The organism is Enterobacter sp. 168J2 (assembly GCF_034107265.1).
Lineage (GTDB): Bacteria > Pseudomonadota > Gammaproteobacteria > Enterobacterales > Enterobacteriaceae > Enterobacter > Enterobacter nematophilus.
Window position 1 is genome coordinate 1531245 of sequence record NZ_JAWNEB010000001.1, and the last position, 13141, is coordinate 1544385.

Below are 13141 nucleotides of genomic sequence, written 5' to 3' on the forward strand. Positions count from 1 at the left end.
ATCCGGTAGGCGTAAGTCACCAGAAAGACACAACTTTACACAATTGGAAATCAGCCTGACGGAAGGATGCAGAACAAAAAGAAACAGGCACAATTTCTTGTGCCTGTTGGGAGATTATTTTGCCGGAGCGGGCTGTACGGCAGGCTTCTCTTTTTCCAGATTCGCCAGGTCGAGCGCGATATGCACCGTCTCGTTCAGGTATGGATCCGGCTCCTGGTAATCTTTTGGCAGATCGTCCAGTTTCTTGAGCAGAGGCTTACCTTCTCGCTTGAAGCGATCGTTGATACGCGCCAGACGCGTTGCATCATCCTCGTTGTTCTCTTTTTCACGCTGAGCGTAGTTCAGAGAAACAATATTCCGCTTATCCTTCAGGGCATTGAAACGCGCAATGTCCTTCATGATGTACTGGAATTCCGGATCTTTCGCGATGCGTTCATTATGCGCTTTCAGCAGCTCAGGGCCAAACTGCGTCATATCCCCCGCCTTCACGAAGGTCGCAGCATTGATGCTGTCCCACGGCAACGCGTTATCTTCAAACTTCTCGCCGGTTTCGGTCTCTTCCGTGCCGGTCGGCATCATGATATCCGGCGTTACGCCTTTACGCTGCGTACTGCCGCCGTTAACGCGGTAGAACTTCTGAATGGTGTACTGAACAGAGCCCAACGCAGGCCATTCCGGACGCAGCATCTGATCGTAAATACGGTTCAGCGAGCGATACTGCTGAACGGTACCTTTACCAAAGGTGGGTTCACCCACGATCAGCGCGCGGCCATAGTCCTGCATTGCAGCGGCAAAGATTTCAGATGCGGACGCGCTGAAGCGGTCAACCAGGACCACCAGCGGGCCTTTGTAATAGACCACGCCGTCGTTATCAGCATCTTCACGAACTTTACCGTTGTTATCACGCACCTGTACCACCGGGCCAGACGGGATAAACAGGCCTGAGAGCGACACCGCTTCGGTCAGCGCACCGCCACCGTTCGTGCGCAGGTCGATGATGACGCTGCTCACGTTCTGCTTCTCAAGTTTCTGCAGCTGAACTTTTACATCGTCTGTCAGCCCCACGTAGAAGCCAGGGATATCCAGGACACCCACCTTCTCTTTACCCACGGTTTTCACCGACATTTTCACCGCGCGGTCTTCCAGACGGATACGCTCGCGGGTCAGGGTCACGATACGGGTTTTGGTGCCTTTACCGGCAGGCAGAATTTCCAGACGAACTTTGCTGCCTTTCGGACCTTTGATCAGCGCAACCACATCGTCCAGACGCCAGCCAATGACGTCAACCATGCTCTGACCGGTTTGTCCTACCCCCACAATGCGATCGCCTACGCTTATCGCTTTGCTTTTGGACGCCGGGCCGCCCGCGACCATGGAATTGATCACCGTGTAGTCATCGTCCATCTGCAGCACCGCGCCAATACCTTCCAGAGACAGGCTCATCTCGGTATTAAACTGTTCGGTATTGCGTGGAGAAAGATAGTTGGTGTGCGGATCGATTTCGTGGGCAAAGGCGGTCATCGCCAGTGAGAAGACATCCTCACTGTTGGTCTGCGCCAGACGACGAATGGCAAATTTGTAACGACGCGTCAGCGTGTCGCGGATCTCTTTTTCATCTTTGCCGGTCAGCTTGAGGCTCAGCTCGTCGTATTTGACCTTTCCGTCCCACAGCGCGTTCAGCTCGGCTTCGTCTTTCGGCCAGGGCGCTTTGCTGCGATCGAGATTAAAGGTGTCGGTGCCGGTGAAGTCCATCGGACGTTCCAGCACTTTCAGCGCGTACTGATAGCGTTCAAAGCGGCGCTTTTGCGACAGGTTGTAGAGATCGTAGAACAGATCCAGCTTGCCTGACCGCAGCTCATCACCCACCTCGGATTTGCGCTTAGCGAACTGCTCGACATCGCTGGCGAGCAAAACGTTATGGCTGTAGTCCAGCAAGTTCAGATAGCGGTCAAAGATTTTGGCCGAAAAGGCCTGATCGAGATCGAACTGACGATAGTGCGAGCGGGTAAAGCGAGAGGTTACACGCTCGCTTACCGTCGCGTGCTGCGTCTCTTCCTTGAGTACCGGAATTTGATCAACACGCGTGATATCGTCCACTGCGAAAGCGTGACCTGTTATGGCAAACAGGCCCGCCAGCGCGGTGAGCTTAAAAAAAGTGTTCATGCCAGGCTTGGCCTCCGTTTCAGAACAACAAGTGTTCTGCGCGTACAATCATTGACATACCAGAAGTCAGCTGTACACGAACGCCATCTTTGGTGATTTCCAGTACGGTGGCGTCCATTGCGTTGTTGCCCGCTTTTACTTTCAGAGCCTGACCCACGCTCAGGGCGTTAATGTCAGAAACCGGAGTATGACGCGGCTCTTCACGAGGCGCGCGAGGGGCTTTCGCTGCTGGTTTGTCTGCACGCGGTTTGCGATCGTTATTGTCGTGACGACGCGGCGCAGGGCGTGGTTTACGCTCACGACGAGGCGCTTCTTCCTGGCCGTTTGCCGCTGCGGCTTCGCGTTTTTTCGCTTGCTGTTCTGCACGTTGTGCCTGAACGCGCGCTTTGGCTTCTTCCAGCTGCTTACGCGCGTGTTCAACGTGCTGCTCGTCCAGCTCGCCGCAAGGGTTGCCGTCGAGATCCACGCGGGTCGCGCCCGGTTTGATACCGTACAGGTAACGCCAGCTCGAAGTATAAAGACGTAAGGCAGAACGCAGCTGAGTTTTGCTGAGGTTCATTTCCCCTTCAACACGTGCCACCAGATCCTGAAAGATACCGACTTTCAGGGGACGAGCTTCGCCTTCCGCGCTGAAGCACTGCGGGAAACGCTCGGCCAGAAATGCGATAACTTCTTTACTGCTATTCAACTTAGGTTGATTTTCCATGAAATTTCCTGATTACAACGGACGTTGCCAACAAGCGCAGGCATGAACAGGCGTCATTATAATGACGCTATCAGTAAATGCTACGTTATCCGTTGATTATCCTGCGACGCTCGCAAAGAATTTTTGATAATCGGTTGCAGCGAGGACGTTTTCCAGATTCGCCACCAGCTCGCGCAGCCCCTGTTCGTCCTCGGTTGTAAAGCGACTGAAGACCGTACTGTCGATATCCAGAACGCCAATAATCTGATTTTTTACCACCAGCGGCAGAACGATTTCTGAATTGCTGGCAGCATCACAGGCGATATGGCCGTCAAACGCATGAACATCTTCCACGCGCTGAACCTGATTCTCGGCCACCGCGGTACCGCATACGCCGCGCCCTACCGGAATGCGCACGCAGGCCAGTTTGCCCTGAAACGGCCCCAGCACCAGCGTTTCACCTTCCAGAAGATAAAAGCCAGCCCAGTTCACATCGGATAGCCGTTCGAACAGCAATGCGCTAGTATTTGCCAGAGTGGCTAAGAAGCTGGTTTCACCCGCCATCAATGCCTTAAAATCGCGGTTCAGATCCGCGTAGAATTCTGTTTTGTTCATTATTCAATCACTTAGTTGTCTTACAAAATTACCGCATAGCCTATTAAAATAAGCAATAAATGCGCTCATGCTCAAGATGAATCCGTTCATGAGTTAATATAACGTTCAACAATACTTATTTGCGCGCAGCTGATGGCCTTAAAAACAACCAAAATTACGCCGACAAAAAAGATAACTGTCCATACGGTAAGCGAAGCTTTGCCTCGTGCACATTATCAGCGTTGCCCCCAGTGCGATACGCTTTTTATGTTGCCGAAGATGAAATCGCACCAAAGCGCCTTTTGTCCCCGCTGCGACGCTAAAATTCGTGACGGCCGCGACTGGTCGTTAACCCGCCTTGCCGCCATGGCCGTTACCATGCTGCTGCTGATGCCCTTCGCCTGGACCGAACCGCTGCTGAAGCTTTACCTGCTTGGTGTACGCATTGACGCCAACGTGCTGCAGGGTATCTGGCAGATGACGAGCCAGGGCGATCCCCTCACCGCCGCCATGGTGCTGTTCTGCGTTGTCGGCGCGCCGCTGGTGCTGGTTGCCGCCATTGCCTACCTCTGGTTTGGTAACATCCTGGGGATGAACCTGCGTCCGGTATTGCTGATGCTGGAAAAGCTTAAAGAGTGGATCATGCTGGATATCTATCTGGTGGGCGTGGGCGTGGCGTCAATCAAGGTGCAGGACTATGCCTTTCTACAGCCGGGCGTCGGGCTTTTCGCCTTTATCTGCCTGGTATTGCTCAGCATCCTGACGCTGATCCACCTGAACGTTGAGCAGCTTTGGGAACGTTTTTACCCCCAGCGCCCTGCCACCCGCCCGGATGAAAACCTCCGCGTCTGTCTGGGATGCCATTACACTGGGTTGCCCGACAAGCGTGGACGCTGCCCGCGCTGCCACATACCGCTGAGGCTACGACGCAACAACAGCCTGCAAAAATGCTGGGCGGCGCTGATTGCCTCCCTGGTATTTCTGATCCCGGCCAATATGCTGCCGATATCCATTATTTACGTGAACGGTGGCCGTCAGGAAGATACTATTCTTTCCGGTATTATCTCCCTTGCGCACAGTAACGTTGGGGTGGCGGCCATCGTCTTTATTGCCAGTATCCTGGTTCCCTTTACCAAAGTGATAGTGATGTTTACCCTGCTCGTCAGCATTCACTTTAAGTGTGAACAAGGTTTACGTACCCGTATTCTGCTTCTGCGATTCGTCACCTGGATTGGCCGCTGGTCAATGCTGGATCTGTTTGTGATTTCGCTGATGATGTCGCTGATCAATCGCGACCAGCTTCTTGCTTTTACTATGGGACCCGCGGCTTTTTATTTCGGCTCTGCGGTGATATTGACTATTCTTGCTGTGGAATGGCTGGATAGCCGCTTACTTTGGGATGCACATGAGTCAGGAAACCCCCGCTTCGCCGACTGAAGCGAGAATTAAAACTAAACGCCGCATTTCGCCATTCTGGTTGCTGCCCGTCATCGCCCTGATGATTGCGGGCTGGCTTATCTGGACGAGCTATGAAGATCGCGGCAGTACCGTCACCATTGATTTTCAGACCGCCGACGGCATCGTCGCCGGGCGAACCCCCGTTCGTTTTCAGGGGGTAGAAGTCGGTACGGTTCAGGACATCTCCCTTGGAAAAGGGCTTAACAAGATTCAGGTGCGGGTCAGTATTAAATCTGACATGCAGGATGCCCTCCGCAGCGAAACGCAGTTCTGGCTGGTAACGCCGAAAGCCTCTCTGGCCGGCGTGTCCGGGCTGGATGCGCTGGTTGGCGGTAACTACATCGGCATGATGCCGGGCAAGGGTGAACCGCAGGATCACTTTGTCGCGCTGGATACGCAGCCGAAATACCGCCTCAATAACGGCGATCTGATGATCCATCTTCAGGCACCGGATTTGGGCTCGCTGAACAGCGGTTCTCTGGTCTACTTCCGCAAGATTCCGGTTGGCCGCGTGTACGATTACACCATCAACCCAAACAAACAGGGCGTAACCATTGATGTGCTGATCGAACGTCGCTTCACCAATCTGGTGAAAAAAGGCAGCCGCTTCTGGAATGTCTCCGGCGTGGACGCCGACCTCAGCCTGAGCGGCGCAAAAGTGAAGCTTGAGAGCCTGGCCGCGCTGGTGAACGGTGCCATTGCCTTTGACTCCCCGGAAAACTCAAGCCCTGCCACGGCCGATGACACGTTCGGTTTATACCCGGATCTGGCGCACAGCCAGCGTGGCGTGATCGTTAAGCTTGTTCTGCCTGATGCCAAAGGGCTGAAAGCGGGTTCAACGCCGCTGATGTACCAGGGGTTACAGGTCGGACAGCTCACCAAAATGACGCTCAACCCGGGCGGCTCGGTGACCGGCGAAATGACGGTCGATCCGAGCGTGGTCGATCTCCTGCGCGAGAAAACGCGCATCGAGATGCGCAGTCCGAAGCTCTCTCTGAACGATGCCAGCCTCAGCGCGCTGCTGACCGGAAATACCTTTGAACTGATCCCCGGTGAAGGAAAGCCAAGCAACAGCTTCGTGATTGCCCCGGCGGACAAAGCGCTGCTGCAAAAACCGGGCGTCGTGACGGTTACGCTGAATGCGCCCGAGAGTTACGGCATTGAGGCCGGTCAGCCGCTGATTCTGCACGGCGTACAGGTAGGTCAGGTGCTGGAGCGAACGCTCTCCGAAAATGGGGTGAGCTTCTCGGTGGCTATCGATCCGCAATACAGTAACCTCGTCCATGGCGATAGTAAATTCGTGGTGAACAGCCGCGTCGACGTGAAGGTGGGCCTGGACGGCGTGGAGTTCCTCGGCGCCAGCGCCAGCGAATGGGTTAACGGCGGCATTCGCATTTTGCCGGGCAGTAAAGGCCCCGTTCGCGACAGCTACCCGCTCTACGCCAACCTGGACAAAGCGATTGAAAACAGCCTGAGCGATCTGCCAACCACTACCCTGACCTTAAGCGCCGAGACGCTGCCGGACGTTCAGGCGGGCTCCGTGGTGCTCTACCGCAAGTTTGAGGTTGGGGAGGTGATCGCCGTTCGCCCGCGTGCCGACGCGTTTGATATCGAACTGCATATCAAACCGGAGTATCGCAAGCTGCTGACGCCAAACAGCGTCTTCTGGGCCGAGGGCGGCGCGAAGGTGCAGCTTAACGGCAACGGCCTGACCGTGCAGGCCTCACCGCTCTCACGCGCGCTGCGCGGGGCGATCAGCTTCGATAACCTCAGCGGCGCGGGCGCGAACCTGCGCAAAGGCGATAAACGGATCCTCTTCCCGTCCGAAACCGCCGCGCGTGCCGTGGGTGGGCAGATTACCCTGCATGCGTTCGATGCCGGCAAGCTGGCTGAAGGCATGCCAATCCGCTACCTGGGCATTGATATCGGGCAGATCCAGAAGCTGACGCTGATCACCTCGCGTAACGAGGTGCAGGCCACCGCGGTGCTTTATCCGGAATATGTGCAGACCTTCGCCCGCTCGGGTTCCCGCTTCTCGGTGGTGACCCCGCAGATTTCGGCCGCAGGCGTTGAGCATCTCGACACCATTCTGCAGCCGTACATTAACGTCGAGCCCGGCCAGGGCAAAGCCCGTCGTGATTTCGAGCTGCAGGAAGCCACCATCACCGACTCGCGCTATCTTGACGGCCTGAGCATTGTGGTGGAAGTGCCGGAAGCGGGCTCGCTTGGCATCGGTACGCCGGTGCTGTTCCGCGGCATTGAGGTGGGTACGGTAACGGGCCTCACGCTCGGCACGCTCTCCGACCGCGTGATGGTGGCGTTACGCATCAGCGAGCGTTACCAGCACCTGGTGCGTAATAACTCGGTGTTCTGGCTGGCGTCCGGCTATTCGCTGGACTTTGGCCTGACGGGTGGCGTGGTGAAAACCGGTACCTTCAACCAGTTCATCCGCGGCGGTATTGCGTTTGCCACCCCGCCGGGAACGCCGCTGGCGCCGAAAGCGCAGTCGGGTAAACACTTCCTGCTGCTGGAAAGCGAACCGAAAGAGTGGCGCGAATGGGGAACAGCCCTGCCGCGTTAATCTGACAGGCTCCGGTGTCAACGCACCGGAGCCTTTATGTTACACTGCGCACCTGAACTTTTCCCTGTGGTGTGCCCGTGGCTCAAAACTCCGTATTTCTTCCTGAACAATTCCTGGCGCTCATGCGCGAGGCGCTTCCCTCTCATCTGTCGCTGGACGATTTTATCGCCGCCTGCCAGCGTCCGTTACGCCGGAGCATCCGCGTTAACACGCTGAAAATCAGCGTAGAGGATTTTCTGACGCTGGTCTCTCCGTACGGCTGGCAGCTTACGCCGGTTCCGTGGTGTGAAGAGGGATTCTGGATCGAGCGCGATGATGAAGACGCCGTGCCGCTGGGAAGTACCGCAGAACATCTGAGCGGACTGTTTTATATTCAGGAAGCGAGTTCGATGCTGCCGGTTGCCGCCCTGTTCGCCGACGGCAACGTGCCTGAACGGGTGATGGATGTCGCCGCTGCGCCAGGCTCGAAAACCACGCAGATTGCCGCGCGCATGGGCAACCGCGGCGCGATCCTCGCCAACGAGTTTTCCGCCAGCCGCGTGAAGGTGCTGCATGCCAATATCAGCCGCTGCGGTATTCACAATGTCGCACTTACGCACTTCGACGGTCGCGTCTTTGGCGCCGCCCTGCCGGAAATGTTTGATGCCATCCTGCTGGACGCCCCCTGCTCCGGTGAAGGGGTAGTGCGTAAAGATCCCGACGCGTTAAAGAACTGGTCCATGGAGAGCAATCTTGAGATCGCCGCCACGCAGCGCGAGCTGATCGACAGCGCGTTCCACGCCCTGCGCCCTGGCGGCACGCTGGTGTATTCAACGTGTACCTTAAACCGGGATGAAAACGAAGACGTCTGCCTGTGGCTGAAAGCGCAATACCCGGATGCCGTCGAGTTCCTTCCGCTCAACGATCTGTTTTCCTCGGCACAGGAGGCGGTCACGCCGGAAGGTTTCCTCCACGTGTTCCCGCAGATTTACGACTGCGAAGGGTTCTTTGTAGCGCGCCTGCGGAAAACGCAGGCGGTTGCTCCCCTGCCTGCACCTAAATTCAAGGTCGGCACCTTCCCGTTTGCACCGCTTAAAGGCCGCGATGTCGCGCAGCTTGAAGCCGCAGCCAGCAAGGTTGGGCTGGAGTGGGATGAAAGCCTGCGCCCCTGGACGCGTGACAAAGAGATTTGGCTTTTCCCGGCGAATATTGAGCCGCTGATTGGCAAAGTGCGTTTTTCACGCATCGGGATCCGCCTGGCGGAAGTGCATAACAAAGGGTATCGCTGGCAGCACGAGGCGGTCATCGCGCTTGCCGGGCATGAGAATACTTTCGCCCTGACGCATCAGGAAGCTGAAGAGTGGTATCGTGGTCGCGATGTTTATCCTGACACCTCGCCTTGCGCAGATGAAGTGGTGGTGACCTATCAGGGATACCCGCTGGGGCTGGCCAAAAAGGTAGGCTCAAGGCTTAAAAACAGCTATCCACGCGAGCTGGTCCGCGATGGCCGTCTGTTTACCGGTAACGATCGCACCGCCTGAAAAAAGCGCATTTTTTTACTGGCGATTTCGCTCTCCTTGTCTACGATCAAAAATGGATGCCCATACTGGTCATACCAGATTTTGACAACCGACCCGGAGAGCACTATGACGAAAACCAGCGTGCGTATTGGCGCTTTTGAGATCGACGACGCAGAACTGCGCGGCGAAGCACAAGGCGATCGAACGTTAAGTATTCCCTGCAAATCCGACCCGGATTTGTGCATGCAGCTTGATGCATGGGATGCGGACACCAGCGTCCCGGCAATACTTGATGGCGAACACTCTGTTCTTTACCGTGAGCATTACGATAGTAAAACCGATGCCTGGGTCTTGCGCCTTGCCTGACCTAAAGAGAACCCGCCCGAAGGCGGGTTATTTATTACTGCAGCTGTGCCAGCGTAAAGTACCCGTCAAAAACCGCCCCCGTATCAATATAGTGCAGGTTAGAGAAATCATACCGTCTTTCGACGGGCGTATGCCCGAACCAGAAGTGATCCGCCCCGCTAATTCCCCGCCCTTTGCCCACCATAAACCCCATCAGGCGGTCGCGATCCCATAACACGCGCTGGGCGCTTACCGGTTTCTGCCAGCGGTATTCCTCCGTCGGGTAATCAGCATGAGCAATAACGTTCAGCCCGTTCGCGCAGGTAATTTCGATAATATGCGGTAACTCCCGGCAGGCGTTAAGTAACGAGCGCGCCCGCTGCTGCTCCTCATGCTCAAGCCGCGAAAACCACATTCCACCATTCATTGTCCAGAGCGCAAAATCATTATTATCCAGGCTATCTATTGCCATTTGCTCATGGTTACCCCGCACGGCTCGAAACCATTTCTCATTGATGAGCTGCAACGATTTCACGCTGTCCGGACCGCGATCGATCATATCGCCAACGGAAATAAGTAAATCCTCATACGGATTGAAATGACGACGTTTCAGTTCCTCCATGAGCCTTTGGTAACAGCCGTGTATATCGCTGACAACCCAGACGTGACGCCACTCTCCACCTTCGATTCGCTGATACATAAGGCCTCCCTTTAACAGTATAGCCGCCGTAAAAAGCGCAGTAAGGCCGGCGCAGTTCTTACAAAGTAAAACAAACGGTAAACCAAAGAGAAATAAAGATCCGCGCGCTATTAATCCCTTTTTACTGGCTCCTTAGAATAAGGGGAAATAAAAACGAGAGGTCTTCACGTGTCTAATACACAGCTACATAACGATGTGTTCTACCCGCATCGCACGAATATTATTTCCGAGCTGGTGAACGGCAAACGCGTCCCGGGGCCAATCTGGCGGAAACGCGAATACCGGCTGAAGTTCCTTTTACGTTCCCTGCTATTTTGGTCTTCCACCCACCGTATGCTGGAAGCCCTCTCTGGCCGTGACGATTTCGACAAACTGCTGACATCGCAAATTACGTTGCCCAGCAAGACCCATCGGCAGTACCTGATGCGCGGTCTGACGGCAACCGATCGCACCGACGCTATCGTTAACCATTACCACTGGATTGATAGCCTGAAGGAGAGCGGTCTCGCCCAGGCTATGACCGGCCCGCAGGAACAACCTGTTGTGCAGTTCCATGCAAAAGACGGCGTGATCTACACGGTTAATGCGTCCTCAGCCGGCAAAGCCGAGCGTGAAGGTGAGAGCACGCTCTGGCTGCGCGACAACGAGGATACGCTTCTGGCCAGCCTGACCTTTAGCGTCGCCCGCAGCAATGGTCAGCCCGTTATGGTTATTGGCGGACTTCAGGGACCTCGTCGCTGCGTAACACGAGATGCCATTAAACAGGCAACTCGCGCCTGCCATGGCCTGTTTCCCAAGCGCGTGCTGATGGAAGTGCTTTTCCAACTGGCAGCGCAGTCATCTGTCAGGGCCATTTTTGCCGTCAGCGATGAGGGGCACGTTTTCCGCGCGCTACGCTATCGCCTCAGCAAAGGCCGTCATTTCCACGCCAGCTATGACGAATTCTGGGATTCTCTGGGCGGAAAAAAACTCTCCGCCTTCTGCTGGCAGCTGCCGCTGCAGATGGAGCGCAAATCCCTTGACGAGATAGCCAGTAAAAAACGCGCTGAATACCGCCGTCGCTTTGAACTGCTTGATGAAATCGAGGCGTCCGTTAAGTCCCGCTTTTAAGCACAGCACTGACTTTCGCTGACTACTCACAAAAATTTAACAAAACAGGCAAAAAGGGCTGGACTTCCGCATGCTGTGTTGTGTTATGTTTTACGAAGTCGCAAAGGACGTATGCGCTGTATAAAGAAGATAATGGGGTTAAGTTATTCACTTTTATACAGATAAAAAGAGACCGAATACGATTCCTGTATTCGGTCCAGGGAAATGGCTCTTGGGAGAGAGCCGTGCGCTAAAAGTTGGCATTAATGCAGGCTAAGTCGCCTTGCCTTTTAAGAATAGATGACGACGCCAGGTTTTCCAGTCCACAGCAAAAGTGGCCTGAAAAAAAGCGTCAGAGCATCATTAAAAGTAAAAAACCGCAGTGCTTTCGCGAGCATCTGCGGTTTTTTATGGGAAACCTGAACGTCAGCAGAGCTTTTCGGCACGCTCGATAAACGGTGCCAGGCTCATCTTCTGCCCCGGGTGGGCCGGGTCATCAATCTGAATCACGCTGATTGGCTGACCGCTGCTCTTGCCGCTGGTGACCTGCTGCTCAGCGGTATCGTTTAGCGGGTACTGGACCAGCGTGCTCGGGTTGATCGCATACAGCGCATGGCCCGGACGGCAGGTCAGCATCACCTCTTCGCGATTAAAGGCCCATTTATCTTTGCCCACTTCAAAACGGCTGACGGTGATTATCTGCGGTGCCGCCAGGGCGCTTCCCGCGCAGGCCAGCAATAAGAGTGAAAGTACTGTCTTTTTCATTGAATAGTTAACCTTGTCAGAAGGGTTCCCAGGTAGCAAACAGACTGACCGTTGCCAGAACCAGCGCGCCCAGCACCACCTCTGCCTGTGTCATCCTGATAAAAAGCCGTTGTGCGCGCCCGGAATCCGGACGGAACCGTGGCACCAGAAAATACCGATTTGCCAGCGCAATTGCCACCATCAACGCCACGAGAGCACATTTGAACAACAAAAACTGCACGTAGCCAGCCTGCCAGGGAATATGGATGCCCAGAATCAGCAGCGCATTCACTACGCCGGTGAGCAGCACGCCCGCGACGGCATAATGCCCCACGCGCGAGAAACGCATCATGGTGTAGATGGCCGCGTTCTGCCAGCGTCCTTTCGCCAGGTGCATGCAGAACAGCAGCGGCAGCAATCCCCCCACCCAGGTTGCGGCACACAGCAGGTGAACAGCATGATTCAGACGCTGTATCGCCCCCATCGGGCCGTCGTTCATCGCCGCATGCCCTACCCCTGCCAGCAGGATAAGCTGACCCATGGCGAGCAGCAGCAGCCGCGAGCCTTTCAGCGGCGCGAGCCACGCGGCGGCAACGGTGATGGCAGCGAGGATAATTTGCCACAGCCAGACGCCGCCAAACCGCGTTCCCAGAACGCTGTGCCAGATTTGCGGGTTAAACACATCGCCCCAGCCGTTGCCCATTAAGCCGCCCTGAAGCATAAACATCAGGATCGCAGCGGCCAGGCTGATGATGGACGCCACTCTCTGCTGGAGCTGGAAACGCCTGGCCATCAGGCGGTGCAGCCCGGAAGGTGCAAACCAGACGCTGTAAAGCGCGTTGCCAAACACGAGCATCAGCGCCGCAAAATGGATAAAGCGCAATCCTACGTATAACAGTCCCAGCATGCTATTTCACGCTGAAGTGATAGCTGCCTTTGGTTTTATGGCCGTCGACGGAAACCACGTGCCAGTCCACCCGGTAAGCCCCCGGCGCCAGCGTCTGTTCCAGCGGAACGGTCAGCTGCGCCTTGTTCTTTTCGTCTCGCGAAGCAGTACCGGTTTTAATCACCTGCTTTTGCGCATCCGTCACCACGACGCCGCTAAATCCGGGCTCAATGCCTTCGGAGAAATTCAGCGTCAGCACCTGCGGTGGTGCCACCTGGCTGTCAGCAGCCGGGCTCTGCTGCTTAAGATGCGCATGCGCCAGCACGGAGGGTGAGATTACCGTTGAGGCCAGAAAAACCAGTGCGCATACCGCGCGGGAAGCGGATAAACCCATCAC

The 13141-nt window shown here is 55.6% G+C and carries 12 protein-coding genes; 5 read left to right on the forward strand and 7 right to left on the reverse strand.

The annotated features are described in order from the left end of the window. Positions 1 to 114 precede the first annotated feature (114 nt). From prc to USG84_RS07355, 3 genes are all read right to left on the reverse strand, one after another. The gene (gene prc / locus USG84_RS07345; protein ID WP_320738220.1) at positions 115 to 2163 is read right to left on the reverse strand and encodes a carboxy terminal-processing peptidase; all 2049 of its coding nucleotides are present in this window, start codon (positions 2161 to 2163) and stop codon (positions 115 to 117) included. A 19-nt stretch (positions 2164 to 2182) separates the two neighbouring features. Beyond that, positions 2183 to 2869 carry an RNA chaperone ProQ gene (proQ, locus tag USG84_RS07350; protein ID WP_014884292.1) on the reverse strand — a complete coding sequence of 229 codons (687 nt, stop codon included), beginning with the start codon at positions 2867 to 2869 and terminating at the stop codon, positions 2183 to 2185. 96 nt (positions 2870 to 2965) lie between these two features. Beyond that, complete coding sequence (locus USG84_RS07355; RefSeq protein WP_008500476.1) at positions 2966 to 3463, reverse strand: GAF domain-containing protein; 498 nt, start codon at positions 3461 to 3463, stop codon at positions 2966 to 2968. A 132-nt stretch (positions 3464 to 3595) separates the two neighbouring features. Between USG84_RS07355 and yebS the strand changes: the two genes are divergently transcribed. From yebS to USG84_RS07375, 4 genes are all read left to right on the forward strand, one after another. Continuing rightward, entirely contained in the window at positions 3596 to 4879 is a 1284-nt protein-coding gene (gene yebS, locus USG84_RS07360) for a membrane integrity lipid transport subunit YebS (RefSeq protein ID WP_061097893.1), read from the forward strand. Further along, entirely contained in the window at positions 4848 to 7481 is a 2634-nt protein-coding gene (locus USG84_RS07365; RefSeq protein ID WP_253542433.1) for a PqiB family protein, read from the forward strand. The genes yebS and USG84_RS07365 overlap by 32 nt, the downstream gene beginning before the upstream one ends. Positions 7482 to 7558: 77 nt before the next feature. Next, on the forward strand, positions 7559 to 9001 hold the full coding sequence (rsmF, locus tag USG84_RS07370) for a 16S rRNA (cytosine(1407)-C(5))-methyltransferase RsmF (RefSeq protein WP_151412604.1): 1443 nt from the start codon (positions 7559 to 7561) through the stop codon (positions 8999 to 9001). A 105-nt stretch (positions 9002 to 9106) separates the two neighbouring features. After that, positions 9107 to 9346 carry a YebV family protein gene (locus tag USG84_RS07375; protein ID WP_006176013.1) on the forward strand — a complete coding sequence of 80 codons (240 nt, stop codon included), beginning with the start codon at positions 9107 to 9109 and terminating at the stop codon, positions 9344 to 9346. A 34-nt stretch (positions 9347 to 9380) separates the two neighbouring features. Here USG84_RS07375 and pphA read toward each other — a convergent pair whose 3' ends face one another. Continuing rightward, positions 9381 to 10025, reverse strand: coding sequence for a protein-serine/threonine phosphatase (pphA, locus tag USG84_RS07380; protein WP_151412603.1), 645 nt, complete (start codon positions 10023 to 10025; stop codon positions 9381 to 9383). Positions 10026 to 10193: 168 nt separating this feature from the next. Here pphA and USG84_RS07385 point away from each other — a divergent pair, with 168 nt between their 5' ends. Beyond that, a complete protein-coding gene (locus tag USG84_RS07385; RefSeq protein ID WP_151412602.1) occupies positions 10194 to 11135 on the forward strand; it encodes a VirK/YbjX family protein in 942 nt (313 codons plus the stop codon). A 405-nt stretch (positions 11136 to 11540) separates the two neighbouring features. Here USG84_RS07385 and USG84_RS07390 read toward each other — a convergent pair whose 3' ends face one another. The 3 genes from USG84_RS07390 to yobA are packed head-to-tail and all read right to left on the reverse strand — an operon-like array spanning position 11541 to position 13138. Then, entirely contained in the window at positions 11541 to 11879 is a 339-nt protein-coding gene (locus USG84_RS07390; protein ID WP_266178861.1) for a YebY family protein, read from the reverse strand. Between the two features lie 16 nt (positions 11880 to 11895). Then, positions 11896 to 12765, reverse strand: coding sequence for a copper homeostasis membrane protein CopD (gene copD, locus USG84_RS07395; protein ID WP_151412600.1), 870 nt, complete (start codon positions 12763 to 12765; stop codon positions 11896 to 11898). Position 12766: 1 nt separating this feature from the next. After that, entirely contained in the window at positions 12767 to 13138 is a 372-nt protein-coding gene (gene yobA / locus USG84_RS07400) for a CopC domain-containing protein YobA (RefSeq protein WP_266178933.1), read from the reverse strand. Positions 13139 to 13141: the final 3 nt, after the last annotated feature.

Bases quoted from the DNA above. Each gene is read 5' to 3' on its own strand.
- prc (WP_320738220.1), bottom strand. From the start codon at position 2,163: ATGAACACTTTTTTTAAGCTCACCGCGCTGGCGGGCCTGTTTGCCATA.
- proQ (WP_014884292.1), bottom strand. From the start codon at position 2,869: ATGGAAAATCAACCTAAGTTGAATAGCAGTAAAGAAGTTATCGCATTT.
- USG84_RS07355 (WP_008500476.1), bottom strand. From the start codon at position 3,463: ATGAACAAAACAGAATTCTACGCGGATCTGAACCGCGATTTTAAGGCA.
- yebS (WP_061097893.1), top strand. From the start codon at position 3,596: ATGGCCTTAAAAACAACCAAAATTACGCCGACAAAAAAGATAACTGTC.
- USG84_RS07365 (WP_253542433.1), top strand. From the start codon at position 4,848: ATGAGTCAGGAAACCCCCGCTTCGCCGACTGAAGCGAGAATTAAAACT.
- USG84_RS07375 (WP_006176013.1), top strand. From the start codon at position 9,107: ATGACGAAAACCAGCGTGCGTATTGGCGCTTTTGAGATCGACGACGCA.
- pphA (WP_151412603.1), bottom strand. From the start codon at position 10,025: ATGTATCAGCGAATCGAAGGTGGAGAGTGGCGTCACGTCTGGGTTGTC.
- USG84_RS07390 (WP_266178861.1), bottom strand. From the start codon at position 11,879: ATGAAAAAGACAGTACTTTCACTCTTATTGCTGGCCTGCGCGGGAAGC.
- copD (WP_151412600.1), bottom strand. From the start codon at position 12,765: ATGCTGGGACTGTTATACGTAGGATTGCGCTTTATCCATTTTGCGGCG.
- yobA (WP_266178933.1), bottom strand. From the start codon at position 13,138: ATGGGTTTATCCGCTTCCCGCGCGGTATGCGCACTGGTTTTTCTGGCC.